Source organism: Paenibacillus sp. KN14-4R (assembly GCF_052180255.1).
Lineage (GTDB): Bacteria > Bacillota > Bacilli > Paenibacillales > NBRC-103111 > Paenibacillus_AM.
Genome location: NZ_CP197466.1, coordinates 2,597,166 through 2,623,446 on the forward strand (window position 1 = coordinate 2,597,166; position 26,281 = coordinate 2,623,446).

At 41.1% G+C, this 26,281-nt stretch carries 25 protein-coding genes; all 25 read right to left on the minus strand.

What is annotated here, in order from left to right:
• Window positions 1–2: 2 nt before the first annotated feature.
• Window positions 3–947, minus strand: a complete 945-nt coding sequence (locus ACSBOP_RS12530; protein ID WP_442600874.1) for a dipeptidase — start codon at window positions 945–947, stop codon at window positions 3–5.
• Window positions 948–1,060: 113 nt separating this feature from the next.
• Entirely contained in the window at window positions 1,061–1,321 is a 261-nt protein-coding gene (locus tag ACSBOP_RS12535) for a stage V sporulation protein S (protein WP_005550495.1), read from the minus strand.
• A gap of 77 nt (window positions 1,322–1,398) precedes the next feature.
• Window positions 1,399–2,193 carry a TIGR00282 family metallophosphoesterase gene (locus ACSBOP_RS12540; protein WP_442604463.1) on the minus strand — a complete coding sequence of 265 codons (795 nt, stop codon included), beginning with the start codon at window positions 2,191–2,193 and terminating at the stop codon, window positions 1,399–1,401.
• A 75-nt stretch (window positions 2,194–2,268) separates the two neighbouring features.
• Window positions 2,269–3,813: a ribonuclease Y gene (rny, locus tag ACSBOP_RS12545; RefSeq protein WP_442604464.1), complete on the minus strand. Its 1,545-nt coding sequence runs from the start codon at window positions 3,811–3,813 to the stop codon at window positions 2,269–2,271.
• A gap of 303 nt (window positions 3,814–4,116) precedes the next feature.
• On the minus strand, window positions 4,117–4,791 hold the full coding sequence (locus ACSBOP_RS12550; RefSeq protein ID WP_442600875.1) for a regulatory protein RecX: 675 nt from the start codon (window positions 4,789–4,791) through the stop codon (window positions 4,117–4,119).
• Between the two features lie 115 nt (window positions 4,792–4,906).
• On the minus strand, window positions 4,907–5,962 hold the full coding sequence (recA, locus tag ACSBOP_RS12555) for a recombinase RecA (protein WP_442600876.1): 1,056 nt from the start codon (window positions 5,960–5,962) through the stop codon (window positions 4,907–4,909).
• A 190-nt stretch (window positions 5,963–6,152) separates the two neighbouring features.
• Window positions 6,153–7,403, minus strand: coding sequence for a competence/damage-inducible protein A (locus tag ACSBOP_RS12560; protein WP_442600877.1), 1,251 nt, complete (start codon window positions 7,401–7,403; stop codon window positions 6,153–6,155).
• A 37-nt stretch (window positions 7,404–7,440) separates the two neighbouring features.
• A complete protein-coding gene (gene pgsA, locus ACSBOP_RS12565) occupies window positions 7,441–8,025 on the minus strand; it encodes a CDP-diacylglycerol--glycerol-3-phosphate 3-phosphatidyltransferase (RefSeq protein WP_442600878.1) in 585 nt (194 codons plus the stop codon).
• Entirely contained in the window at window positions 8,022–9,350 is a 1,329-nt protein-coding gene (gene rimO, locus ACSBOP_RS12570; RefSeq protein ID WP_442600879.1) for a 30S ribosomal protein S12 methylthiotransferase RimO, read from the minus strand. Before rimO ends, pgsA begins: the two co-directional genes overlap by 4 nt.
• Before the next feature lie 116 nt (window positions 9,351–9,466).
• Window positions 9,467–9,958 (minus strand): YajQ family cyclic di-GMP-binding protein, encoded by a 492-nt coding sequence (locus ACSBOP_RS12575; RefSeq protein WP_442600880.1) that lies wholly within the window; start codon window positions 9,956–9,958, stop codon window positions 9,467–9,469.
• A 39-nt stretch (window positions 9,959–9,997) separates the two neighbouring features.
• The gene (locus ACSBOP_RS12580; protein ID WP_442600881.1) at window positions 9,998–10,864 is read right to left on the minus strand and encodes a helix-turn-helix domain-containing protein; all 867 of its coding nucleotides are present in this window, start codon (window positions 10,862–10,864) and stop codon (window positions 9,998–10,000) included.
• Window positions 10,865–10,902: 38 nt separating this feature from the next.
• Complete coding sequence (locus tag ACSBOP_RS12585) at window positions 10,903–11,679, minus strand: DUF3388 domain-containing protein (RefSeq protein ID WP_442600882.1); 777 nt, start codon at window positions 11,677–11,679, stop codon at window positions 10,903–10,905.
• A gap of 124 nt (window positions 11,680–11,803) precedes the next feature.
• Window positions 11,804–12,661: a hypothetical protein gene (locus ACSBOP_RS12590; RefSeq protein WP_442600883.1), complete on the minus strand. Its 858-nt coding sequence runs from the start codon at window positions 12,659–12,661 to the stop codon at window positions 11,804–11,806.
• A gap of 67 nt (window positions 12,662–12,728) precedes the next feature.
• Window positions 12,729–12,983 carry a DUF3243 domain-containing protein gene (locus ACSBOP_RS12595; protein WP_442600884.1) on the minus strand — a complete coding sequence of 85 codons (255 nt, stop codon included), beginning with the start codon at window positions 12,981–12,983 and terminating at the stop codon, window positions 12,729–12,731.
• 137 nt (window positions 12,984–13,120) lie between these two features.
• Window positions 13,121–13,879: an elongation factor P 5-aminopentanone reductase gene (ymfI, locus tag ACSBOP_RS12600; RefSeq protein ID WP_442600885.1), complete on the minus strand. Its 759-nt coding sequence runs from the start codon at window positions 13,877–13,879 to the stop codon at window positions 13,121–13,123.
• A gap of 11 nt (window positions 13,880–13,890) precedes the next feature.
• Window positions 13,891–15,171, minus strand: a complete 1,281-nt coding sequence (yfmH, locus tag ACSBOP_RS12605) for an EF-P 5-aminopentanol modification-associated protein YfmH (RefSeq protein WP_442600886.1) — start codon at window positions 15,169–15,171, stop codon at window positions 13,891–13,893.
• The gene (gene yfmF / locus ACSBOP_RS12610) at window positions 15,172–16,461 is read right to left on the minus strand and encodes an EF-P 5-aminopentanol modification-associated protein YfmF (protein ID WP_442600887.1); all 1,290 of its coding nucleotides are present in this window, start codon (window positions 16,459–16,461) and stop codon (window positions 15,172–15,174) included.
• A gap of 111 nt (window positions 16,462–16,572) precedes the next feature.
• Window positions 16,573–17,343, minus strand: a complete 771-nt coding sequence (gene sleB, locus ACSBOP_RS12615) for a spore cortex-lytic enzyme (protein ID WP_442600888.1) — start codon at window positions 17,341–17,343, stop codon at window positions 16,573–16,575.
• A 100-nt stretch (window positions 17,344–17,443) separates the two neighbouring features.
• Window positions 17,444–19,966, minus strand: coding sequence for a DNA translocase FtsK (locus ACSBOP_RS12620; protein ID WP_442600889.1), 2,523 nt, complete (start codon window positions 19,964–19,966; stop codon window positions 17,444–17,446).
• A gap of 99 nt (window positions 19,967–20,065) precedes the next feature.
• A complete protein-coding gene (locus ACSBOP_RS12625) occupies window positions 20,066–20,287 on the minus strand; it encodes a YlzJ-like family protein (protein ID WP_442600890.1) in 222 nt (73 codons plus the stop codon).
• Window positions 20,288–20,297: 10 nt separating this feature from the next.
• Window positions 20,298–21,044, minus strand: coding sequence for a ClpP family protease (locus ACSBOP_RS12630; protein WP_442600891.1), 747 nt, complete (start codon window positions 21,042–21,044; stop codon window positions 20,298–20,300).
• A gap of 149 nt (window positions 21,045–21,193) precedes the next feature.
• Entirely contained in the window at window positions 21,194–22,870 is a 1,677-nt protein-coding gene (locus tag ACSBOP_RS12635) for a ribonuclease J (RefSeq protein ID WP_442600892.1), read from the minus strand.
• 199 nt (window positions 22,871–23,069) lie between these two features.
• On the minus strand, window positions 23,070–23,933 hold the full coding sequence (gene dapA / locus ACSBOP_RS12640) for a 4-hydroxy-tetrahydrodipicolinate synthase (RefSeq protein ID WP_442600893.1): 864 nt from the start codon (window positions 23,931–23,933) through the stop codon (window positions 23,070–23,072).
• A gap of 33 nt (window positions 23,934–23,966) precedes the next feature.
• Complete coding sequence (dapG, locus tag ACSBOP_RS12645; RefSeq protein WP_442600894.1) at window positions 23,967–25,187, minus strand: aspartate kinase; 1,221 nt, start codon at window positions 25,185–25,187, stop codon at window positions 23,967–23,969.
• A 36-nt stretch (window positions 25,188–25,223) separates the two neighbouring features.
• Window positions 25,224–26,264 (minus strand): aspartate-semialdehyde dehydrogenase, encoded by a 1,041-nt coding sequence (locus ACSBOP_RS12650; protein WP_442600895.1) that lies wholly within the window; start codon window positions 26,262–26,264, stop codon window positions 25,224–25,226.
• Between the last annotated feature and the right edge of the window lie 17 nt (window positions 26,265–26,281).

Sequence of the window (26,281 nt, forward strand, 5' to 3'; positions counted from 1 at the left end):
TTTCAATTCCTATCCTCTGGTAGATTTTCTTGTAAAAATCTCGACCAATTTTTGTATAAAAAGCCGTCAGCTTCCTCTTTTTTATACCTTTTATAGAGTTCATCCGCCAAGTTATGGTAATCCGATGCATTTAGGAGTCCAGGAATGAATTTAACAATGCCATCAAAATCTGCACCAAATCCAACGTGATTTACACCACCCAATGCACAAACATGATCAATATGTAACAATACATCACGAATTGAGACGCTCGGCTGATTGGTCACAAAGTAGGGGACAAAATTAAGACCCATCAAACCATCGATTCGAATTAACTCCTGAATTTGAGTATCCGTTAAATTACGTTGATGCTGACAAATTTGATAGGCATTCGAATGAGAGGCGAAAAATGATCGGTTGGATGTTTCCGCGACATCCCAAAACGCTTTTTCCGATAAATGCGATACATCTATCATCATTCCCAATTTATTACATTCTCTAACAAACTGCTTCCCTAAAATTGTTAAACCGCCCTTGCGTGGCTCATTTGCACCATCTGCAGCCCAATTTGCATAGTTCCATGTTAGACCGATAGCACGAACACCCAATCGATATACCGTACGTAACAGCATAGGATCACCCATCAGAGTGTCAGCACCCTCGATCGTAAGTAGTGCACCTATATTCTGACTCTCCATAGCAGAGGCGAATTCTTGCTTGCTGCGCACCATTTGGAATCTCGGATGAGAAGCCACTTTCTCATGAAATAGATCAATATATTCAAGCATGTGATGAAATGTATGATTTGGCATCTCATCATCAATGAAAATCGCAAACAGCTGCAGCTTCACATTTCCTTTTTCCAGTAAAGGAGCACTTGCCTGCATTTTTATGATGTCACTATCAAATCGTGTCTTCGGATCTAGAAAAAGTTTAAGTAGTGCATCACAATGGCCATCAATAATCATATCTAACCATCCTCTCATTCCTTGTATACAAAAAGAAAAGCCCTAATCTGGGCTTAAGATCATCATACACCATTTTTCTGTTCATTAGTCTTACTTCTCTCATTCAACTTTCCTTAACGCGGTTCCACAATCAATTTTATTGCTGTCCGATCCTCTCCATCGATTACAATATCTGTAAAAGCAGGTACGCAGATTAAATCGACACCGCTCGGCGCTACAAACCCTCGAGCAATTGCTACAGCTTTTATTGCTTGATTAAGTGCTCCCGCGCCGATCGCTTGTAATTCAGCTGCTCCTCGCTCTCGTAACACGCCAGCTAAAGCACCTGCAACGGAGTTTGGATTGGATTTTGCTGAAACTTTTAATACCTCCATGGAAAAGTACCTCCCCAGAATAGGAATAAACTCCATTATCAAAACTTATTCCTTGGAAGCCCTAATCATTCCATCTTCTATGCGAAAATAAATTCATCCTCATCATAACGAATCAATTGAGAGGACTCACATGCACCTGTGGAGTCATTAAAATCGAATACAACTGCATGAAAATGCCATTTCCCTTCATCTACAACGAAACGAACTGGCAGTTGTGTCTCAAATTTATAGAGTACGGCATTGCGCTCCATACCCAGGATCCCATCTCGAGGACCAACCATACCCACATCTGTCACATAACCCGTTCCTTGTGGCAGAATCCGATTGTCATTTGTCTGCACATGGGTGTGCGTACCTACAACAGCAGACGCACGGCCATCTAAATGCCAACCCATTGCAATCTTTTCTGAAGTCGCTTCCGCATGAAAATCAACAAACACAAACTTATATTGATTTTTCTCTTGCTCAAGAATTTCATCGACTTTGCGGAATGGGCAATCAATTGGCGGTAAGAACGTCCTACCTTGCAAGTTGATAAGTAAGATATCCCCTACTCTTGTCTTGATCTTTGTATATCCACGTCCTGGCGTACCTGGTGGGAAGTTCGCTGGACGAATCATTTTGTCATCATCATCTATGAACTCAAAAATTTCCTTCTGGTCCCAAGTATGATTTCCAAGTGTAATGGCTTGTACACCCTGTGCGTAAAATTCACGTGCAATCGCAGCCGTAATTCCGCGACCCGCTGCAGCATTTTCCCCATTAGCGATGATCACGGCATTCGGATAACGATCCTTCAAACTCGGTAGTACAGCTTTCAGTGCCTTGCGACCAACGGACCCCACTATATCTCCAATAAATATGATTTTAATAACATTTCACCCCTAATTGTTCGTTCACAAAAAAAATGAAAAGTGGCTTTACGCCACTTTTCTAGTTTAAACCATTTATTTTGCGTATTCAACCGCGCGAGTCTCTCGAATAACCGTCACTTTTATGTGACCTGGATAATCAAGTTCCTCTTCGATCTTCTTCGTAATATCACGAGCTAAGCGGAATGCTTCTGTATCATCAATCTTCTCTGGATGAACCATTACACGAACTTCACGACCTGCTTGAATCGCGTAAGATTTCTCTACACCTTCGAATGACTCAGAGATGTCTTCCAACTTCTCCAGACGCTTAATGTACGTTTCTAGCGTTTCACGGCGAGCCCCTGGTCTTGCTGCAGATAATGCATCTGCTGCTCCAACCAACATCGCAATAACGGAAGTTGCTTCCACATCACCATGATGAGATGCGATTGCGTTAACAACCACAGGATGCTCTTTGTATTTCTTGGCAATTTCTACGCCGATCTCAACGTGCGATCCTTCCACCTCGTGGTCAAGCGCCTTTCCAATATCATGCAGAAGCCCGGCACGTTTCGCCAAAGTTACGTCCTCTCCGAGCTCCCCAGCCATCAATCCAGATAAATAAGCTACTTCCATGGAGTGCTTCAGCACGTTTTGTCCATAACTTGTTCTGAATTTGAGTCGACCTAAAATTTTGATGAGGTCCGGATGTAAACCATGTACGCCCACTTCAAATGTTGCCTGCTCCCCGTACTCACGGATTCGCTCGTCAACTTCTTTGCGGGATTTTTCCACCATCTCTTCAATTCGAGCAGGATGGATTCGTCCATCCGCAACCAATTTCTCAAGTGCATTTCTAGCAATTTCACGTCTTATTGGGTCAAAACCAGATAAAATAACTGCTTCTGGTGTATCATCAATAATCAGATCAATACCTGTTAATGTTTCGAGAGCACGAATGTTACGGCCTTCTCGACCGATAATACGGCCTTTCATTTCCTCGTTAGGCAATGTGACAACAGATACCGTCGTCTCAGCAACATGATCTGCAGCGCAGCGCTGAATAGCCATCGTAATGACTTCTCTAGCTTTCTTGTCGCCTTCTTCTTTTGCCTGCTGTTCAATTTCTTTAATCAATTGAGCGGCTTCATGACGAACTTCTTGCTCGACTTTAGTCAAAATAATATGTTTGGCATCTTCCATCGTTAAACTGGAAATACGTTCCAACTCAGTCACTTGTGCTCGGTAAAGCTCATCAATTTGTGATTGTGTTTCTTCGATCCGCTTTTCTTTATTGGCAACTTGTTCTTCTTTACGTTCAAGAGATTCTAATTTTTTATCCAGCGATTCCTCTTTTTGCAACAATCGTCTTTCTTGACGTTGAATTTCATTTCGACGTTCGCGAATGTCTTTTTCAGCTTCGGTACGGAGCTTATGAACTTCATCTTTAGCTTCTACCACCGTTTCTTTCTTAAGTGCTTCTGCTTCTCTTAGAGCTGTTTCTTTAATTTGTACAGCAGCTTGTTCGGCACTAGAAATTTTTGCTTCTGCAAGAGACTTACGGATAAAATAACCAATCCCACCGCAAAGAACGCCAACAACGGGAATCGAGATCCACAGGATTACAGTAGTGTCCATCATGTTCACCTCCTCGTTGGTTTCTCCAAGGTGTTAGCTTGGGACCTTAGGTCTTTTAAATTCGTTTTTCAATGTTTTTGTAAAAAAATCAGATTAAAATGCGCACAGTAACTTTAAAATTGGATCAATGATGCAAGATCAAATTGCTGTGCACCTTTGCTTATTCTTTCCTAAAGGTAAAAATTGGCGTTTCTTACCCTTAGCTCACCAAAATCATAACAATTATGAAGTTGATATATAAAATATACACTTTTATTTTAGCTTTTGTCGAAGAAGCTTGTCAAGGGAAGTTACCAGAGTCATTTATAGCTCGAATGTAGAGTCCTCTAGGGTTTCTTCAGAAACTTGTCTAATGACACGATTCACAACACCTTGTACGTATCCCCGTCTTAGCAAATATGCCATTGTCTTTCGTTTCTTATCTAGCTCCGTGCCCGATACACTACGCCATTTCTTACTCCCCAACGTAAGAGCTCCTTCATACTCAGCCTCTTCGTCTATTCCCTGCATGGCCTGTGAAATTTCATCCTTACCAAGTCCCTTGGACGCCAATTCTTGACGGACAAAGTTCCTTCCTTTTCGACCAAAATGGACCCGATGATCGGCCCATTGTTTCGCGAAAGCATGATCATCAATATATTGCTGTTGTTTAAGCTTATCGACAGCTTTGTCCGCGGATTCACCATCGTAACCCTTTTCTTTAAGCTTACGCCGAACTTCCTTCTCTGAACGAGGTCCACGACCTAAATATCGCAAAGATGCCAAATAAGCGCTGTGCTGCTCTTCCTCTTGCAAAATATCGATGATCCTTGCAGAATCAATGCTTGTCCCTTTGAAAAGATGATGCTTAATCATGATATCTTCATGGACAGCAAATGCGAATTCCTCATTCAAGTAAATATTAAACCGATGTTTATTTTTCTTTTGCAATTCTACCATCGTAATGATGGATTCTTCCTGTCTCCCATTCCGTTCCATGCACCGTACTCCATTTCAATTTGATTCAATAACGAAAGCACCTTTTCTGAAGAAAAGGTGCTTGTCGATTATAGCCATCCTATGAGATTCATATCGGGAATCACAAACATACGATTTATTCTTCAAATCCTAATTCGAGATCCTCGTCATCTTCTTCTTGATCTAATGCTGTATTTGTAGCTGCAGCTTTTAAACTGCAGTTCTCACGAATTTTTTGCTCAATGATATCAGCAACATCTTTATGCTCTTTCAGATACTGCTTCGCATTCTCGCGACCTTGGCCAAGTCTGTCATTGTTATAAGAGTACCAAGCACCACTCTTGTTTACAATGTCCATCTCAGTGGCAATATCAATGAGACTGCCTTCTCTAGAGATACCTTCACCGTACATGATATCGACATCAGCTTGCTTGAACGGAGGCGCAACTTTATTCTTAACAACTTTGATTCTTGTGCGATTACCCACCAAGTCATTTCCTTGCTTAATGGACTCAACACGTCGAATATCAATACGAATAGAGGAATAGAACTTAAGCGCACGGCCACCTGGTGTCGTCTCAGGATTACCGAACATCACTCCAATTTTCTCACGAAGTTGGTTAATAAAAATCGCAATAACATTGGATTTATTGATCGCGCCTGAAAGTTTACGCAAAGCTTGGGACATCAGACGTGCTTGCAAACCAACGTGAGAGTCACCCATATCCCCTTCAATTTCCGCCTTAGGAACAAGTGCTGCAACAGAGTCAACAACGATGATATCGACTGCTCCACTGCGTACAAGGGCTTCTGCGATCTCTAATGCTTGTTCCCCCGTATCAGGTTGGGATAATAGCAAATCGTCAATGTTAATGCCAAGCTTGCTTGCATATACCGGATCAAGTGCGTGCTCCGCATCAATGAAAGCAGCTTGTCCACCGCGGCGTTGTACTTCTGCAATTGCATGAAGTGCGACAGTTGTTTTACCTGAAGATTCAGGCCCATATATTTCAATAATTCTTCCTCGTGGAAATCCCCCAACACCCAAAGCGATATCAAGAGCAAGAGATCCACTTGGAATCGTTTCAATTTGTGAATGTGCAGATTCTCCAAGTCTCATAATGGAGCCCTTACCGAATTGCTTCTCAATCTGGCGCAATGCCGATTCTAATGCAGCGCTACGATCTGCCAAAATAGTCACTTCCTTCATCTCGTTTATATATACATGATAACTTCTTTTTACCTTCTTGCCAAGTGTTTTTTCGAACATACATTCGTTTTTATTTGTGGAATAAAAAAACCGTAACAAAGATTGACTTTGTTACGGTTCCTCCGTTAACGGTATGTTAATTATAGCTTATTTTCCAAATAAAAACAATCATTTATTTGCCTGCAAGCAGCTTCCATAACTGATACAAAGCACTTTTGGCTGCACGCAGACGAATACCTTCTCGATTACCTATTAATTGGAGTTTAACCGCATGTACATGTCCATGATCATCAGCAATACCTACATAAACAAGCCCAACTGGCTTTCCTTCTGATTCTGAAGGTCCCGCTACACCTGTAATCGAGATCGCATAGTCGGAACCTGCTGCAAGCTTCATTCCTGCTGCCAGACTCTCTGCGACTTCAGGCGATACTGCTCCAGGCGAATCTACACCCTCTAATAGTTGTTCAGGGACACCAACAAGCTTATGTTTTAATTCATTGGTATAACAAATGACCCCACCCTTAAACGATTTGGAGCTACCTGGGATAGCTGTAACCATTTCACCAAGTAAACCACCCGTACAACTTTCAGCGGCTGTGAACGTCTTGTTCTGCTGTTCCAGAAGTGTAAGAACAGCCTCTTCTAATGTAATGTCTTGATCGGCATATAAGTGATTACCAAGACGGCTGCGAATCTCTGTCTCTATAGTCAGGAACTTCGCATCTGCTTCCTCATCTGTCCAGGCTTTAGTTGTAAGACGAATCGCGACTTCACCTTCCTTTGCATACGGTGCAATTGAAGGGTCGGACTGATTTTCGATGAGATCAATTAATCGATCCTCTAACGCCGATTCCCCAATGCCTGCAAACTTTAACATTCGTGAACGAAGCGGAATCGCATTCCCCATTATCCCACGAATCCAAGGCACAGCATGTTTATCAAACATCGGCTTCATTTCACGGGGCGGCCCAGGCAGCACCACAAAGTGTGTACCCTCGTGTGTCAAACAGTTCCCAACTGCTAAACCTGTCTCGTTCGAAAGCGGATGGCTCCCTGATAGCATTAACGCTTGGCGTTTGTTACTCTCCACCATATGTATGCCACGTGAAGCGAACATCTCTGTAATTTTATCCATCGAAGGTTCGTGAAGTTCAAGCTCTAAACCTACAAATTTCCCAATCACATCTTTCGTTAGATCATCTTGAGTTGGCCCTATACCACCTGTACTAATGACCAAATCCGCACGCGAAGAGGCTAGCTTAAAAGCCTCTAGAACGCGTGTTTCGTTGTCACCCACAACCGTTTGAAAATAGACGTCTATCCCTAATTGAGCCAAACCTTGAGACAAATATTGTGCATTTGTATTCACAATCTGTCCCAACAACAGTTCCGTTCCTACAGCAATAATCTCTGCTTTCATCGCGGCTCCCACTCCACTTTCAGGTCCCGATTATCCTCTAAGCATTAGAAAAATCAAGAACATGTTTATTTTTAACGAAATAATCAATTCCCGAGTACACCGTCACTATTGCCGCAAGCCATGTCAATATCATATCAACAGGAATTCCGATGAAATTGAACGGGAAGTTATTAACTAGCACGGTAATAATAGCAGCAATTTGCGTAATCGTCTTTAACTTTCCCCATTTACTTGCTGCAATCACGATGCCTTCAAGAAGCGCAATCTGACGTAGTCCATTTACCGCAAATTCGCGTGAAATGATAATAATAACAATCCAAGCGTCAATTTTATTCATTTGAACAAGGGATACCAGCACTGCAGTAACTAGTAATTTGTCAGCGAGCGGATCTAATAATTTACCTAGATTAGTTACCATCTTCTTCTTCCGAGCAATATATCCATCGAGTGAATCTGTACTCGCTGCAATGATAAAAATTAATGCTGCGATAATTTGATTGTAAGTTATTGTAAAATCGTCTCCGATATGAATATCAGGAAACCTCACTTGAATGAGTAAAAAGAACATGATGATCGGAACAAGAAAAATTCGTGCGATTGTAATTTTATTAGCTAAATTCACGTCAATATCACCCCTGATAGATCGAATTCAAAGGAATGCGTGATCTTAACCTTAACGATCTGGCCAATTTCAAGTTGACCTCCTGTCACGAACACCTCACCATCAATTTCTGGCGCATCATACTGTGAGCGCCCAACATAAGTATCTGTTCGTCCTTCATAACGTTCAATTAACACATCAATTTCTTCGTCAATACGTTGCCCATTGCGATCTTTTGAAATCTCACGTTGAAGTTCCATGAGTGTATTCGCACGAAATTCCTTCACATCTTCTTCAACTTGATCTGGCAATCGAGAAGCTGGTGTATCCGATTCCTTCGAGTATGTGAACACACCTAATTTATCGAACTCCACATCTTCAATAAATGCTTTTAAATTTTCAAAGTCTTGTTCAGTCTCCCCTGGAAATCCAACAATTAAAGATGTTCTTAACGCTACATTGGGAATACGGTCTCGAATTTTATCAATTAACGCCCGAGCATCCTTTTGTCTACCCGGCCTTTTCATGCGTTTCAATATACGATCTTCACTATGCTGCAGTGGCATATCAACATATTTACAAACCTTCGGATTGGTTGCAATCGTATCAATAAGTTCATCGGTAAAGAAACCTGGGTACGTATAATGGAGACGAACCCACTTAATACCAGGAACTTCACTTACCCTATTTAGCAGCTCTGGCAGCTTAAATCCATCATATAAATCTGTTCCATAATTGGTTGAATCTTGGGCAATCAAGCTAATTTCTTTAATACCTTGGGAAGCAAGATCTGTAACTTCTGACAGAATTGATTCCAAAGAACGACTACGGAAAGCACCGCGCATAATTGGAATCGAGCAAAATGTACAAGCATTGTCGCATCCCTCTGCAATTTTCACATAGGCTGAATATCGCTGAACCGAAGAACGACGTGGCATTACTTGCTCATAATTAAATATTGGATTACCGACGTAAATTGGCATTTTACCAGCTAACGCTTGATCAATAATCTCATTGATATTATGAAAATCACCCGTACCGACAATACCATCGATCTCAGGCATTTCTTTAAGTAAATCTTCTTTATAACGCTGAGTTAAACAGCCTGACACAATTAATGCCTTGAGGTTTGCTGTCTGTTTCAAATCTGCCATATCCAAAATGGTATTGACTGATTCTTCTTTCGCAGCGTCAATAAAACCGCATGTATTTACAATAATGATTGTTGCGTCTTCTTTATCTTCGACTAATTCGTAGCCACGTCCATGAATCAAACCAGACATAATTTCTGAATCCACTAAGTTTTTCTCACAACCCAGCGTGACTACTTTTACTTTTTCTGTCATTTCAATAAACCCCCAATTTCATGACCCAACCATTATACACAAGTATAATACATGCCAAAGAGAAGTGTCAAAAAAGTGAAAACCCCTTGAAATCAAGGGGTTTAAGACTTTTTATTTTATTTAAAGTTTGTAAATTGTAAATCAAGCGGCAAATTTGCTCCACGAAGTAATGCCATTACTTGCTGCAAGTCATCTTTACTTTTTCCAGTCACGCGCAATTGATCTCCTTGGATTTGACTCTTCACTTTAAGCTTCGAGTCACGGATGAGAATGTTCATTTTCTTCGCATTCTCTTGGTCGATCCCTTGCTTTAGCTTCGCACGTTGACGAACAGTAGCAGATGAACCCGACTCCACTTTGCTATATTCCAAATTTTTAAGAGGGATACCCCTTTTAGCCATTTTACTATGCAAAATATCAATAACATTTTGTAGTTTAAAGTCATCGTCGGAGATGATTACCAATTCTTCTTTTTCAATCGTAATCGAGCTTTTAGTGTTTTTAAAATCAAATCGTGTCTCAATCTCACGAGTAGCTTGATTCACAGCATTTGTTAATTCCTGCATGTCTACTTTAGAGACAATATCAAATGAACTCTCAGAACTCATGTACGATTCACCCTTTCTTTTAAGAATAATAAGTCATGATTAAGGTGCTGTTGTCCCTGTGCCCATAGCTGAAACTAAATTAAATCTGAAGTTTTTTACGAAATCGTCATTGCTGAATGAAACCGGAACGCCGTTAACGGACAGTTCTACTTCTCTGGAAGCACCAATACGAAGAAGAGCCGCATAGTCAAATTCCCATGTTTTCGTTTCACCACTTTGCAATGTGCTGCTGTTGATTGTTTTGGTTTTCCCATCAGCATCTGCAGATTTCACCTCAACCCAACTTGGGTTACCCACAATTTTAATCGTAACAGAGATCTTATCTACATTTGTTACATTAAAAGCATCGTATTTCCCTTGTTTCTCGGCTGGAATTAGCTCTGCTTTGGGAGGAGTTGGAGTCGGTGTAGGTGTTGGCTGAGGCGTAGCCGAAATATTTGGAGTTGGAGATGGTGTTGAAGCATCCGCCTTATCCGTTATTTTTGTTTGTTGATTGACGTCATTCGTGCCCCCACCGCTGCTAATTTTATAATAATAAATAATAGCTAATATTAGCACGATAAAAGAAATAACTAGAATTGTAGACGCCAAACGGCCCCACTTTTCTATATTTCTAAAGTTCCCACGGCGACGCGGTTGAATAGTCGGTTCATTCATTTCATCAGAAGCAGGCTCTGGACTACTTAAACGAAATAGATTAAGTGCTTCCTGCGGATCAATTCCTACAGCTTCTGCATAGCTTTTAATGAACGCTTTCACATAAAAACTGCCAGGCAATACCCTATAGTTACCTTCTTCAATCGCCTCTAAGTAACCTTTGCGTATCTTCGTAATTTCTTGTAATTCTTCCAAAGACATTTTACGTTGGATTCTGGCTTCGCGTAACAGTTGTCCTAATTCAGACACAAAACTCACCCCCTTATATTAATTAACATATGGCCCATTTAAAAAGGATCTACGCTATAAGTGATATTTTCGTAATTGATTTCTTCATCTGGCGTAGTGCGTAATTCAATAAAATAATCAAAATCATCATACGTATAGCTTGATTCTCTTATAAAAATGTCAGGATGCTCAATGACCTTAGTCGAAGGCATCGCCATAATTGTTTGCAGTAAATCATGATGCTTTTCGTTTGATCGAATCGTGGAAACAATTCCATCTATAATAAACACGTTATTTGGTGACAATTCATCTTCTGACAATTGGCTGCGAACGGTTTGACGGAGTAATGTAGACGAAACAAATGTCCAACGTTTATTAGAACATACACTGCCTGCAATGATAGATTCCGTCTTGCCTACGCGTGGCATACCTCGAAGTCCTACAACATGGTTACCGTCCCTTTTGAAGATTTCACCAAGGAAATCAACCAGTAGACCCAGTTCATCCCGAACAAAACGAAATGTCTTATGGTCATCAGAATCACGTTCAATATAACGACCATGACGAACCGCTAATCGATCTACCAGTTTTGGTGTACGAAAGGCATTTATGGTTATATTATCAACCTTTTTTAACATTCTACCCATAAGTTCAATTTTTTCTTCATCACTCGTCTGCAAGATCATACCACGAGTACGATCCTCTACACCATTAATGGCTACAATATTAATATCAAGCATCCCCATTAGTGAAGCAATATCACCTAACAAACCCGGGCGATTCTTGTGGATTTTATATTCCATATACCATTCTTTTACCTCTTTATTTGGTTTCATGCTCTTTATATCCAACCTGATCACCTCAAATTCTCGACAGTCTTTTCCTTTTCTCAACACATCTAAACATTTATTCTACAATATTCTTGTTTGTCCTGCTTTATTTTCGTAAAGTGTAGGAACTTTAATTTAGTTTTAGTTCTTTTAGTTCATTTGCGTTGTAGGACTTTAGACCAGACTTCCATGAGTTATCAACGATGGATTGCACACTATTTTTCATAATCTCATCCCAATTCAAATCAGCTGTTGAAGCATTAACATTCATAACCGGAATACCTATTGTCTTGAGCTTCTGCACAACACTCGCATCAGCTGGTGAATATAGAACAATCCATTCCGAATGATGATTTGATAATTGGAACTTCAACTGCTTAAACCATTCTGGATTGTTATCCAGTAACACAATATGGTCTGCCTCCTCCGATGGTGCCCATGCAGAAGGGATTGGCTTGGACGCTGTGGTTACCCACTCGATGGATGTTCGCGCCGTGATCTTAGCTTGAACCCATGATTCAATCTGAGGCTTCAGGATTGAGGTATCCACAGACATTACCGATAAATTCGCCTGATCTTGAATAGAACTCATATCCACATTCGATTGATTTTGAAGCAAACTCCACTTGCTCTTCGGTAATTCGGACGCCGCTTTAACTGTCGAAGCCAGAAGGTCATTGCCAATTACATAAATATAATCATAAGCTTTATCTTTGACTTGGTTCTTCACATCATCATTAATTTCTTGAACATCTTGTATCCAATCATATGTAATTTGATGCGCCTCACGCCAGTTTGGGAGCACAGATTGTATAGTTGATTTTATTGAAGATCCAACACTTGGGCTTGTGATAAAAAGAACGGACTTTTTGTTTGCTAACATTTCTGCGCTAATAGATGGAAGTCCACGTCCTGCACATGCTGTGAGTACACTCATACATGTCAATATAGCACCTATTAGAATGATTCTAGAAATACACTTTTGCATCCTCACAACCCTTTCCCATACAAACATACAAAGCCCCCATGAAGGAGGCTTTGAGTGAGACCTTATATTAGTCTTTATCTACCATCTTCACCATTAATCTGGCGATTACCCGTTTTTCTTCCTCATTACCTGCATCCCATAGCTGTTTGATCACATGTTCCTCTACGTTTTGCGGATCTACTTTGTTAGCAAGGAAATCGCCAATGTGAAATGCGACTTTGGAAATCATGTCGTCGCTCATTCCAACTCTTTCAGCTTGATCTACTTTTTCACCGAGGAATTGCTTCCACTTATCAAAAACAGTTAGTACAGTTGTCGCCATATACAGATTACCTCCAATTTGAATGTGATTATTATCTTTTCTAATATTCGCATTCAAATGAAGATCTATTCGAGCAATATCCTTACTATAACATACTCAGGAACGAATCGAAACTTCTTGACCTTTAGCTTGTGTCCTTACGTTAGCCATCCACCATTGGGTGAAATCACTTGACCTGTTATGTAGCTTGACTCTGGCAATGATAAGAAGTAGACAAGCGAGGCAATTTCATCTGGTAATGCAAATCTTCCCAATGGAATATCATTCTCAATTTCAGCTTGCTCCGAAGCGTCAAAAGTCGACATCATATCCGTTTGGACAGCTCCTGGAGCTACCGCATTCACGGTAACCCCAGAAGGAGCCAATTCTTTAGCTAATGCCTTTGTAAAAGCATTCATTCCACCTTTAGCGGTTGAATACACAACTTCACATGAAGCTCCAGATATGCCCCAAATCGAAGAAACATTAATGATTCTTCCATATTTTTGCGAAATCATAGCTGGCATAAAAGTTTGTGTACATAAGAATGGAGCTTTCATATTTACATTGATGACCCGATCCCAGTCCTCTTCTGAAACATCTGATAACAATCCATAATGAGAGATACCAGCATTGTTCACGAGTATATCGGGCAACATGCCGTGACTTTCAATCTTATCTTTCATTCGTAGAATCTGTTCTTTACTCTGCAAGTCAGCCGAAACTGTCATTACTTTAACTCCATATTTCATACAAGTACGTGCTACTTCATTCGCTGCTTCATGTGATTGTAAATAGTGAATAATCACGTTCAATCGAGCAGAAGCAAAGCGCTCAGCAATGGCAGCTCCAATCCCCCGTGAAGCCCCTGTAATAAGAACCGTTTGTTCTGTAAACGGCTTTATTGTATGATTCATTTTTGTCATCCTTAATCACTCCGAACAATTGATATCGCCATTCTACCCCAGTCAAAATGTTCATGGAGTCGTTCCATCACATCTTCCAGCTTCATGTTTTCATAAATACCAAGAATTTCAAACATATCAATTCCGTTTAATAAATATTTCGTGAACTCGCCAGCAATCGCTTCCGGTGAATTCATCATTCGCAGGAAAGAACCAATCTTTTTCTTACGGCTTCTTTCAAAAGCTTCTGAAGTAATCCCCTGTTTTTGAACTTCATTCACCGCATCTTGTATGCGAGAAAGGAGTAAGTCAGGATCTCTTGTCTCCCCACCAAATACGGAAAAAGCATAATCCGCTGTACAATTGTATTCATGACCAAAGTTGTCTGAAATTAAGTTGTCGTCATACAAACGTTGATAGATCGGTGAAGAACCTGAGAAAAGCACGTCAAGCAACAGTTTGGTTGTGAGTTCTCTTTTCAGAAGTGGTGTACCTTCTTGACCTAACGGTATTTCCTTAAATCCAATTAAACATTTAGGTAAGGAAACTGGAAGCTTGATTATTTTCTTTGGTATATAGACTTGTTCAGGCTCAGGATCAAAGAAATGTTTAATCTCACCTTGTGACTTAAATGTCTTCTTCTGTTGATTTTGCTCCACAAATTGGATGACTTCTTCCACATCCACGCCACCTACAACGAACAAGACCATGTTGCTTGGATGATAAAAAGTGTGATAACACATGAACAATGTTTCTTTTGTAATCTTGGAAATGGATTCAATCGTTCCCGCGATATCAATATGGATTGGATGGACCTTATACATCGCTTCGATTAAACCAAAATAAGAGCGCCAATCCGGATTATCTTGATACATATTAATTTCTTGCCCGATAATCCCTTTCTCCTTCTCTACGCTCTCATCTGTCCAATAAGGCGTCTGAACAAAGTCAAGTAATGTTCCAAGGTTATCCAGCACATGATTCGTGGCAGTGAACAAATAAGATGTGCGATCAAAGCTCGTAAACGCATTTGCAGAAGCACCTAGGGAAGCAAATTTATTAAACACGTCGCCTTCCGGCTCCTCGAACATTTTATGTTCCAAAAAATGAGCAATTCCGTCAGGCACCTGAACCGGTTCTTGACCTTCGACTGCAAAATGATTGTCCACGGAGCCATATTGGGTAGTAAAAGTGGCATATGTTTTTTGAAATCCTGGTTTAGGTAATATATACACCCGAAGCCCATTCGCGAGCTGTTTAAAATATAACGTCTCATCCAATTGCGGATATGGGATACTGCGCATTTAGGACTCCCCCTTTTGATCACGCAGGAAATAAATCGTATCCAATTCAACTTTGGATGCAATATTGCGAATCGCATCCGCATTCACACGCTTTATTCCTTCTAGAAGTGAACCAACCGTTCTTTCTTTGCCAGATAATACGGCGTTAAAATCAAACGAGATGAGCTCAAATGCTGAATCTTGTATTTCTCGCAAATGATTAGATAGCATCGCCTGTGTTTGCTCAATCTCAGATGGTGTTACTTCACCTCGTGCCATGACATCGAGCTGATTTTTAATGATTTCTACTGCTTTATCGTATTTGTCGATTTCAATACCTGATTGAATAGACAAGATTCCTTTGTGACCATCAACACGTGAAGAAACATAATAAGCAAGTGAATTTTTTTCTCGTACGTTAATGAACAATTTGGAATGTGGATATCCGCCAAGAACTCCGTTATACACCAGTAAGGCTGGATAATCATCATCTCCATATGTCGTATGTACTCGAAGTCCCATATTTAGCTTTCCCTGATTCACATCCAGCTTCTCGACAACTGTTCGAGTTTGGACCTCTTTTTTGGATGGGGTTTTCATCTCATAGGATACAGGTTCACCCTTTTCAATATAAAAAGCTTCCGTAACATAATTTTCAACTTCAGACAGTGTTGTATTACCCACAACATAAACATCAATAGGTGCTTGCTGTAACCATTGTTTGTAATGGTTAAATAACGATTCTGAAGTAATCGCTTCAAGGTCAGCAATACTTCCAAGCGGATGCAATCGATACGGCTCATCTTTGGACATTTCTTCAATACAACGCTCAGCTGCGTATCTTATCTTATCGTTAACGATGGATTCAATTCTCTTTTGCAACGAGGTTTTCTCAGCGGCTACATATTTATCACGGAAATGGCCATTCTCTGTTGCTGGTTTCGTAATTGCATTTCCAATAAAATGAAGGCCTTGCTGCAGCAAAGATTCATTGGATGAGACGAATCGATCATTAATAATATCCATCCGAAACTGAACAATTTGATAATCCCCACGTTTATAAATGTCAAAGCCAAAACCTGCTCCATACATATCATCTAAGCGCTCACGAAACGTTTGAGTTTCTGGTAACAGTTCTGTACCTCTACGTAAAACAAAAGGTGTAAGCGCTGTTGGTGTCACAGCATCCTCATTTAAAGGTCTTCCAACATAAACAGATATCGCGAATGTTTTAAAGCGATTGGTAGGCAACACATGAATTCGAATTTTCCCAACACGACTTCGTTCAAAAGTTAAAGGTTTCACACTCATTCTCCCTTCTTAACTCGTTATGCAACATCTATCCTTAGTATATTCATACAGAAACAGAAGAAGCAACCATTCGGTTACTTCTTCGCTGTATTTAATCCTATTTTCCTTATTTTAGCGACAGAAAATGTGTTCACCGATTGTTTTGAATTGTGGGCGACTCCAGATCCATTTGGAAGTGGCTGTTTTCGGGTTGAAATAGTACAGACATCCATCCGTTGGATCCATGCCGTTCAACGCATCGAGTACTGCGCGTTTGGCTGTTTCATTTGGTGTCAACCAGATTTGACCATCAGCAACAGCTGTAAAGGCAAGGGGTTGAAAAATAACACCATGTACCGTATTTGGGAAACTTGCTGAATCTACACGGTTCAAAATAACAGCAGCAACCGCAACTTGACCTTCGTATGGTTCACCCCTGGATTCCCCGTAAACCGCATTTGCGATTAAATTAATATCCTCTTCTGAATAACCGCGATGACCTGTCTTCTTCATTTCACCTTTAGGCGCTTCAGAAGTGTTTTTTCCGGCACCTGCCGTTTGACCTTTGTTTGTTTCTCCACTTGGTTTCCATGCCTTCGTCGCTTCCCAAAGTTTCACCTTCGTCTTACCACCAACCAAACCATCAACTGGCATACCGAACTCACTTTGGAACCATTTCACAGATTTCAATGTACTATTGCCAAAATCTCCATCGATTTCACCAAAGTAAAACCCTAAAAACTTGAGTCTTCCTTGTAATTCAAAAACATCTGATCCCTTCGACCCGTATTTCACGATCTCCTTAGAAAATGTCTCTTTGGAACTAAACAGAGAAGTCATTTGCACCCCTGCAAAAAGCAATAAAACGATACAAATGGTAACAATTACAATTCGTTTATTCATATTGAATCAACCTTTCTTTCGTTATACCTGCCTGATATGGCTTATTATGAGAAAGGTAGCTCTGTCTTATACAAAAAAACACTCCCGAGGGAGTGTTTTTCTATGAAGATATTCGATTATGATTAAACTGTTCTAAGGAAATAAGCACCTCGCGCGGCTTACTGCCTTCACTGGGACCAACAATTCCCTTTGCTTCCATGTAATCCATTAGCCTTGCCGCTCTTGTATATCCAATACGCATACGACGTTGTAATAAGGACGAGGAGGCTTGTTTCGCTTCAAGAACAATTTGTACGGCTTGCAAATACAATTCATCCTCCACCTCATTTACATGCTCAGAAGCTTCCTCCACCTCAGGGACTAACTCTTCTCGATAATCTGCTTTTTCCTGTGTGCTAACGAAAGATACGACTCCTTCCACTTCTTGGTCAGAAAGGAATGCTCCTTGAACACGTACAGGTTTTGATGCACCTACCGGTAAATATAACATATCCCCGCGCCCTAGCAGCTTCTCAGCACCCACCATATCTAGGATGGTACGTGAATCGACTTGAGAAGAAACACCGAATGCAATACGAGAAGGGATATTCGCTTTGATGACGCCAGTAATAACATCGACTGAAGGACGCTGAGTCGCAATGATTAGATGGATGCCTGCTGCTCGGGCCATTTGTGCTAGACGACAAATGGCATCTTCTACATCATTAGCTGCAACCATCATAAGATCCGCAAGCTCGTCCACAATAACGACGATATAAGGCAGTGGAGCTTCCGTTCCATTCTCAGTTAACAGCGCATTATAACCCTCTATATTACGCGTACCACTTTTGGAAAATAATTCATACCTTTTTTCCATTTCGGATACGATCTTCTTAAGTGCTAGCGATGCTCTTCTTGGGTCTGTTACAACAGGTGCAAGTAAATGTGGAATACCGTTATACACATTCAACTCTACCATTTTAGGATCGATCATAAGAAACTTAACTTCATTCGGCTTCGCTTTATACAAAATGCTGGTAATAATTCCATTAATACAAACTGACTTCCCTGATCCCGTTGCACCTGCCACGAGTAGATGTGGCATTTTTGCTAAATTACCGACGATCGGTTGCCCAGAAATATCTCGACCAAGTGTAATGGACAAACGCGAAGATGCGTCCTGGAAAGCCGCGGTTTCCATAACTTCCCGCATCGTTACAATAGACACCTCGGTATTCGGCACTTCAATACCGATCGCAGATTTACCAGGAATCGGCGCTTCCATCCGAATATCTTTAGCCGCAAGAGCTAGCGCTATATCATCAGTCAAAGATACAATCCGACTGACCTTAACGCCCACATCAGGTTGAATTTCATAGCGAGTTACAGCAGGACCACGAACTACCTGAAGAACTTTCGCTCGAACACCAAAGCTCTCAAGCGTTGCTTCGAGTTTCTTTGCATTTGCCATGAAGTCCGTATCAGATCCTTTTGTCGATTGCGGCTTAGCCAATATTCCTAGAGATGGCATCTCATATGGCGCAGCTACACGAACTGAAGCTTCTCCTTCATTCCCAGTAGCCAGCGATGAAACAGGTTCCTGCTTTACCTGTTTTTCTTCTACTTGAGCAGAATGGATACGATCTTCATGATCAGTAAAGTCCCGTATCATTGGCCCTAAAGCTTCGTTATCTTGCTGAACCAAATCTTTTGTCACTGGCACAGATGGAGATTGATACACGACCTTCTCTTCTACCACAGGATTCTTAGGCATAAATGACGATCCAAAATCATCATCATCCTCATCGCTAAATGCATTTTGCTTTACAGTTGAACGATCAGGCTGGAGTGCTTGCAGCCAGCTCTTCTTTTTCACGACTGGCTTTAAAAACTCTTCGTCAAATTCATCATCAATCGGTATGTATGGAACCGGGGCAGGTTTACCGCTGTTTTTAACTGTATGTCCTGAAGTTGGCGTCTTCTTCGTTTTTAGATCCGCTTTCTTCGAACGCAACCATGCTTGAAAGCGCTGATTAATTGTTCCACCAACACCTTTAAACCGACCTCTCATTAAGGCCCCCGCATCCACTAATGACCAGCCTGTTGCCAGAATGACCCCGATAATATATAGGACGATCTGAACGACTTTAGCACCAGCATTATCAAACAAGAAATAGAACAATGCATAAAGAGCGGCACCAATTAATCCGCCACCAATATCATGACGGAGAATATCCTCACCTGTTAAGGTAGGCTGCAACCCTTCAATGACTGCATTCCATGTGGTAGACCAAATCATGGAAGCGGTGAAATCACTATTGCGATAGAGTTCACTGAATAAATGAATGTGATAGGAAACGAGCAGACCGAATATAAATAATACAATTCCGGCTTTTCGTGATGTTCGATACCGTGGCCATTTACGCCGAATCATTGCATATAATGCGATGTAAATAAAAATTAATGGAATTAAAAAATCCCACTGACCAACCAGGACTCTGCATAAATATTTCAATGTGTGTCCGACATGTCCTTGATCTGCCAACGAAATAACAGAAAATGTCAGAATTAGAATTCCGTACAATTCAAAAAGCAAATCTCGTGTCAGTCGTTTATTGCCTCTTTTTTTTCCTTTTCTGGCCATTTTCTCACCTCCAATTATGAATTATACCATAGTTTGGATAATGAGAATACCTGTAAGGGGAACGAGTTTTCGCATTTTTTCAGATATACTGCTTATCCCTTATGGTTCACAATGAAGAGATATTATTGTACCCGGTGCATAAAGAGGATTGAGATAATGTTGGGGATCTGGACTGTAAATGCGGACGATCCGACCTAGACCGACACCAACTGGCTCTACCTCCATTTGCAAACCAGCCACTTGTGTGATACTAAATTTAGGCTGATAACTATCAAATCCTTCCCAAATCTGCTCTTGAGGAATTACCGAAAAATGGATCATACAGACACCCCTATTCTTTCTCTTGCTTACGCCACTGTTTAATCTGCTCCTGCAGCTTTATTATCGCTTCACCGATACCCCCAACAGCATCAATCAAACCATGTTTAACAGCATCTGATCCAATGACTGTCGTCCCAATATCCCTTGTCAGCTCCCCTGTTTTAAACATGAGATCTTTGAATGTTCGTTCTGCGATATTAGAATGCTTCGTCACAAAGCGGACGACGCGGTCTTGCATTTTATCCAAATAATCAAACGTCTGAGGCACGCCGATAACAAGCCCATTCATCCGAATGGGGTGAATGGTCATCGTGGCAGTCTCCGCAATAAACGAATACTTCGCACTTACCGCAATTGGCACGCCAATGGAGTGACCACCGCCAAGAACCAAAGTGACAGAAGGCTTAGATAACGTCGCTATCATCTCTGCAATAGCAAGACCCGCTTCAACATCCCCACCTACAGTATTTAAAATAATCAAGACCCCTTCAATTTTAGGGTTCTGCTCAATCGCAACTAATTGTGGGATGATATGCTCATATTTCGTTGTTTTATTTTGAGGGGGCAGTACCATGTGTCCTTCAACTTGACCGATCACAGTTAGACAATAAATATTACTTTCTGTGGGTAAAGAACCTATGTTTACTTGCCCGAGCTGATTCACACCCTCAACCGTCGTTTTCTTCGTATCATCTAACTCCCTTTGTTCGTTCTTTGCAGGTGAAACCGGTTCTTTTGCTTGTTCCTTATTAGCCATATCTTTTCCCTCCCTTTGTTAAATCCACCATAGTATGGGATGGGCTGTTCATATTCATGCATGTAAATGCAAAAAGCTCCCGAGACTGCTGTCTCGGAAGCTAACTTGTTCTGGTTCAGTTATGGGTTTCATTCAAGTGACTTAAGGACCTAGACTTCCATAATAATTGGAAGAATCATTGGTCTTCTACGGGTTTGCTCATATAAGAATCGTCCGAGTGCATCTTTTACATGTGTTTTGAGAGATGCCCACTCATTTACATTATCGTTCATTAATTTGTTCAATGTATTTGTTACAATGCGATTTGCTTCATCCAAAAGTCCTTCTGACTCACGAACATATACAAATCCGCGGGAAATAATATCTGGACCAGACAGAATCGTACCGTCTTGTTTGCTTAATGTTACAACAACAACAAGGATACCATCCTGCGAGAGAAGCTTCCGATCCCGAAGAACGATATTACCAACATCGCCTACACCAAGACCATCGATTAGGATGTTGCCAGCTTGCACTTTGCCTGCTTTGCGAGCCACTCCACCTTGGATCTCAACTGTATCACCGTTATCCAAAATGAAAATGTCCTCTTTAGGAATACCCACAGACTCAGCAAGCTTGCCATGTACTCTTAACATCCGATATTCACCGTGAATCGGGATGAAATATTTAGGACGAATCAAGTTAAGCATAAGCTTTAATTCTTCCTGTGATCCGTGTCCAGATACATGCAGACCTGTTTTGGAACCTGGCCCGTAGATTACATCTGCACCGATACGGAATAACTCATCTACTGTACGTCCAACATAACGCTCATTACCTGGAATTGTTGTAGCCGAGATGATAACTGTATCTCCAGGCAAAATATCAACTTTCCGATGTGTAGAGCGTGCCATTCGAGTCAAAGCTGACATTGGCTCGCCTTGAGATCCAGTAGATAGGATAACGACTCTATCCCCTGCAAGACGATTAACTTCTTCTGGCTCAATGAGCATACCGTCTGGAATATGTAAATAACCCAATTCCGATGCGATAGATACCACATTAACCATCGAACGCCCAATTACTGTAACTTTACGCTTAGTCGCTTCAGCAGCGTTAAACACCTGCTGAATACGATGAATGTTGGATGCGAATGTAGCAATGATTACCCGCTGCTTCGCTTTACGGAAAACATCTTCAATTTCTACCCCAACACTTTTCTCTGAACCTGTATACCCAGGTCTTTCTGCATTCGTCGAATCAGATAGTAAACAAAGTACGCCTTTGCTACCGATCTCCGCCATACGATGCATATCAGCAAACTGATCATTTACAGGAGTTTGATCAAATTTAAAGTCCCCTGTGTGAACAACTACGCCTTCTGGTGTATCCAAAGCAACCCCAACAGAGTCTGGAATACTATGGTTTGTTCTAAAGAACGATGCTGTGATTGTTCCCATGTTAAGTACGGAATCTGCGTGGATTAATACACGTTTTGTGTCACCTAGCAGATTTGCTTCTTTAAGTTTCATTTCAACGAGTCCGAGCGTAAGCTTAGTTCCGTACACGGGTACGTTCAGATGCTTCAGCACATATGGTAAGCCACCAATATGATCCTCGTGTCCATGTGTCAAAATAATACCGCGAACTTTATCTTTATGTTCGAGTAGATAAGAAATATCAGGAATTACCACGTCGATTCCGAGCATGTCCTCTTCCGGAAACTTCAATCCGCTATCCACCACAACAATATCATTCGCGTACTGTACTACATACATATTCTTACCAATTTCGCCCACGCCGCCAAGAGCGAAAATGGAAACCTTCTCATTATTCTTCTTAGACAAGAAAATACCTCCTCATTTTATATTACGACGTTCTTAATATGATGAAACCGAACCCAGTCACTTGCCACCATTATACAGGAAAGGAAGAAGCAAATACAAGTTAATGTAACTAACTCATATTTTCCCCTAAAAAACAAAACCGATGCCATAGGCATCGATTATGCGTCAAGCCATGTATCTTAAACCACTCACCTTGCATTTAAGACAACAAAGACGCTATGTAATCGCCTTCTTGCTCATTTAATGCGATAAGCGGCAATCTCACTCCACCTACTGGAATGCCTTTTAAATTCAGTGCATGTTTAACAGGAGCCGGACTAGGAGCTGTAAAGAGACCAGTGAAAATAGGCTGCAATTGACCATGTAATTTTGCAGCTTCAGCTACGTTACCACTCAGGTAAGCTGCTATCATCTGCTGCATTTCTTTACCGATAATGTGTGATGCCACAGATACAATACCCTCACAACCAACGCTTAAAGCAGGTAAAGTCATTGTATCATCTCCACTGTAGACACGGAATCTTTCTGCAGACTCATTGACAATACGAGTTAATTGTTCAATACCTGCACAGTCTTTCGTAGCGACGATGTTTGGAATGTGAGATAACCGTATTGTCGTTGCAGCGTCAATATTCACAGCTGTACGACCAGGAACGTTATATAAAATAACAGGAATCTTCACAGACTCTGCTACCGCTTTAAAATGCTGATACAACCCTTCTTGAGATGGGCGATTATAATAAGGAGCAACAAGTAGTAACGCATCTACGCCACGCTTTTCTGCTTCTTGGGATAGATGGATGGTATGTTCTGTTGAGTTAGAACCTGTTCCTGCAATGATTTTACAACGGCCGCGCGCATGTTCAACCGCTTTTTCCATAAGGAGCAATTTTTCATCTTCGGTCAAAGTCGGGGATTCACCTGTTGTGCCACAAATAACTAACGAATTGCTTTGCTGTTCTTCAATTAAATAGTCCATAAGAGGCGCAACTTGAGCCCAATTAATTTGTTGATTTTCACTTAATGGTGTCACCATTGCGGTAACTAATCTGCCGAAATCCACAATATTCTCCTCCTAAAAAGTCCTGTGATCAACTTATTTATGCAAATCAAATTTACGATGCAAAGCTCGAACCGCTTTGCCCATATCATCGTGACGAACCAACACCCAAATGGTTGTGTTAGAGTCCGCGGATTGGAGAATTTGAATATCTTCAAGCGTTAACGCTTCAACAATATGTGCCATAATACCTGGTACACCATTGATTCCTCCACCGATAACTGCCACTTTTGCACATTGGGACATACATCTTGGGGAATATCCAAGATCCTGCAAGAGCGCTACTGCCCGATCCGCTTCATGATCAAATACAGTGTACACGACACCTGATGGATTCACATTAATAAAATCAACAGATATATCATTTTTCGCCATCGTTTTGAAAACTTGAAGTTGTAAATCATATTGACCTTCTGCTGAAGATACTTGGATTTGTGTTACCCCCGCCGTATGAGCAATACCTGTTACGAATCGATCAGGAACACGACTCGGATCTTTGAAGGATAATGTATCCATGGAAGTAACAAGAGTTCCTTCATCTTTGGAAAAGGTTGATCTTACACGTACAGGAACATTGGCTTGCATCGCCATTTCGACTGCACGCGGATGAATAACCTTGGCTCCGTTATAAGCCATGTTACAAATCTCCGTATAACTAACACGAGTTAGTGGCCTAGCATCTTCACAAATTCGAGGATCTGCCGTTAAGATCCCATTTACATCTGTAAAAATATCGACAATTTCAGCACCAATCGCTGCTCCAATTGCCGTTGCAGAAGTATCACTTCCACCTCTTCCTAACGTCGTCAACTGACCGCCTTCCGTCGTTCCTTGGAAACCCGTTACGATGACAACCTTATCTTGCTTTAGATATTGATGAATCGTAGTTGGATCAATCGATTCAATTTGGGCATTACCAAACACACTATTCGTCTGAATGCCCGCTTGCCCACCTGTTAATACCACAGATGAAATCCCTTCAGAATGCAGCAGAGAGCATAAATTCGTCGCTGAGATGATTTCACCACAGCATAATAACATATCCTTCTCTCTTGCAGGCAAAGCATTACCACTTTGCGCGATTAACCCTAAGAGAGTATCTGTTGCATAGGGATCTCCCTTTCTTCCCATTGCCGATACAACAACCACAAGCTTGTATTCTCCCGCTAATGCGTCCTTAATATGTTCTAACACATGCTGTCTGGCATCGGCTGTAGAAAGGGAAGTACCTCCAAACTTTTGCACGAGTATGCGCATTGGAATCCCTCCAAACTTTGTAAGATTTATGTTTTACTATTCTTGTTCTAATGCAATATATTCAGCGATCTGCACGGCGTTCCATGCAGCACCTTTAAGTAAGTTATCGGATACAATCCACATGTTCAAACCACGTGGGTTACTTAGATCACGACGGACACGTCCTACAAACGTTTCTAATTTACCCGCAGCATTGGAAGCAAGTGGATAGCTTTGCTCTTCTGGATTATCTTGCAACACAATTCCAGGAGCGTTTGCAAGTAATTCACGCACTTCATCCATTTCAAAATCACTATTTAGTTCGACATAAACAGACTCTGAATGACCATAAACAACAGGAATACGGACACAAGTAGCCGTCACTTCTAGTGATTCGTCATCCATAATCTTTTTTGTTTCATTAATCATTTTCATCTCTTCATACGTAAAGCCGTTCTCTGTAAATTTATCGATTTGCGGAATCGCATTGAATGCAATTTGATGTTTAACTGGCAAAGAAGACACTGGTAAAACTTCTGGTGTAACTCCATTACCTGCAAGAACTTCCTTAGATTGTCTCAACATTTCATTGATCGCACTTGCACCAGCACCAGATACGGCTTGATAAGTTGATACGATAATGCGAGACATACCAAAACGATCGTACAACGGCTTAAGCGCAGCGACCATTTGAATGGTGGAACAATTGGGATTCGCAATGATTCCTCTATGTTCATTGATTTTATCTACATTAACTTCAGGGACAACAAGCGGTGTATCAGGATCCATTCGGAATGCGCTTGTATTATCAATACAGATTGTTCCACGATCAATAGCATGTGGAATCAATTCACGAGAAACGTCTCCACCTGCTGAAAACAAAGCAATTTCTACACCATCAAAGCTCTCAGGCTTCGCTTCTTCCAGAACAATATCGCGACCTTTAAAGCTTATTACTTTACCTGCAGAACGTGCCGAAGATAGAAGTTTTAACTCGTTAATAGGGAAATTACGCTCATTTAAAAGTCGAATGATTTGTTGTCCAACTGCTCCAGTTGCACCAACTACTGCTACATTAAATAATTTGTTGTTCGACATGTTTGTTCTATCCCCCA

Coding starts and splice junctions, on each gene's coding strand:
- ACSBOP_RS12530 (WP_442600874.1), bottom strand. CDS start 947: ATGATTATTGATGGCCATTGTGATGCACTACTTAAACTTTTTCTAGAT.
- ACSBOP_RS12535 (WP_005550495.1), bottom strand. CDS start 1,321: ATGGAGGTATTAAAAGTTTCAGCAAAATCCAATCCAAACTCCGTTGCA.
- rny (WP_442604464.1), bottom strand. CDS start 3,813: ATGGACACTACTGTAATCCTGTGGATCTCGATTCCCGTTGTTGGCGTT.
- ACSBOP_RS12550 (WP_442600875.1), bottom strand. CDS start 4,791: ATGGAACGGAATGGGAGACAGGAAGAATCCATCATTACGATGGTAGAA.
- ACSBOP_RS12560 (WP_442600877.1), bottom strand. CDS start 7,403: ATGAAAGCAGAGATTATTGCTGTAGGAACGGAACTGTTGTTGGGACAG.
- rimO (WP_442600879.1), bottom strand. CDS start 9,350: ATGACAGAAAAAGTAAAAGTAGTCACGCTGGGTTGTGAGAAAAACTTA.
- ACSBOP_RS12575 (WP_442600880.1), bottom strand. CDS start 9,958: ATGAGTTCTGAGAGTTCATTTGATATTGTCTCTAAAGTAGACATGCAG.
- ACSBOP_RS12585 (WP_442600882.1), bottom strand. CDS start 11,679: ATGAAACCAAATAAAGAGGTAAAAGAATGGTATATGGAATATAAAATC.
- ACSBOP_RS12590 (WP_442600883.1), bottom strand. CDS start 12,661: ATGCAAAAGTGTATTTCTAGAATCATTCTAATAGGTGCTATATTGACA.
- ACSBOP_RS12595 (WP_442600884.1), bottom strand. CDS start 12,983: ATGGCGACAACTGTACTAACTGTTTTTGATAAGTGGAAGCAATTCCTC.
- ymfI (WP_442600885.1), bottom strand. CDS start 13,879: ATGAATCATACAATAAAGCCGTTTACAGAACAAACGGTTCTTATTACA.
- yfmH (WP_442600886.1), bottom strand. CDS start 15,171: ATGCGCAGTATCCCATATCCGCAATTGGATGAGACGTTATATTTTAAA.
- yfmF (WP_442600887.1), bottom strand. CDS start 16,461: ATGAGTGTGAAACCTTTAACTTTTGAACGAAGTCGTGTTGGGAAAATT.
- sleB (WP_442600888.1), bottom strand. CDS start 17,343: ATGAATAAACGAATTGTAATTGTTACCATTTGTATCGTTTTATTGCTT.
- ACSBOP_RS12620 (WP_442600889.1), bottom strand. CDS start 19,966: ATGGCCAGAAAAGGAAAAAAAAGAGGCAATAAACGACTGACACGAGAT.
- ACSBOP_RS12625 (WP_442600890.1), bottom strand. CDS start 20,287: ATGATCCATTTTTCGGTAATTCCTCAAGAGCAGATTTGGGAAGGATTT.
- ACSBOP_RS12630 (WP_442600891.1), bottom strand. CDS start 21,044: ATGGCTAATAAGGAACAAGCAAAAGAACCGGTTTCACCTGCAAAGAAC.
- dapG (WP_442600894.1), bottom strand. CDS start 25,187: ATGCGCATACTCGTGCAAAAGTTTGGAGGTACTTCCCTTTCTACAGCC.
- ACSBOP_RS12650 (WP_442600895.1), bottom strand. CDS start 26,264: ATGTCGAACAACAAATTATTTAATGTAGCAGTAGTTGGTGCAACTGGA.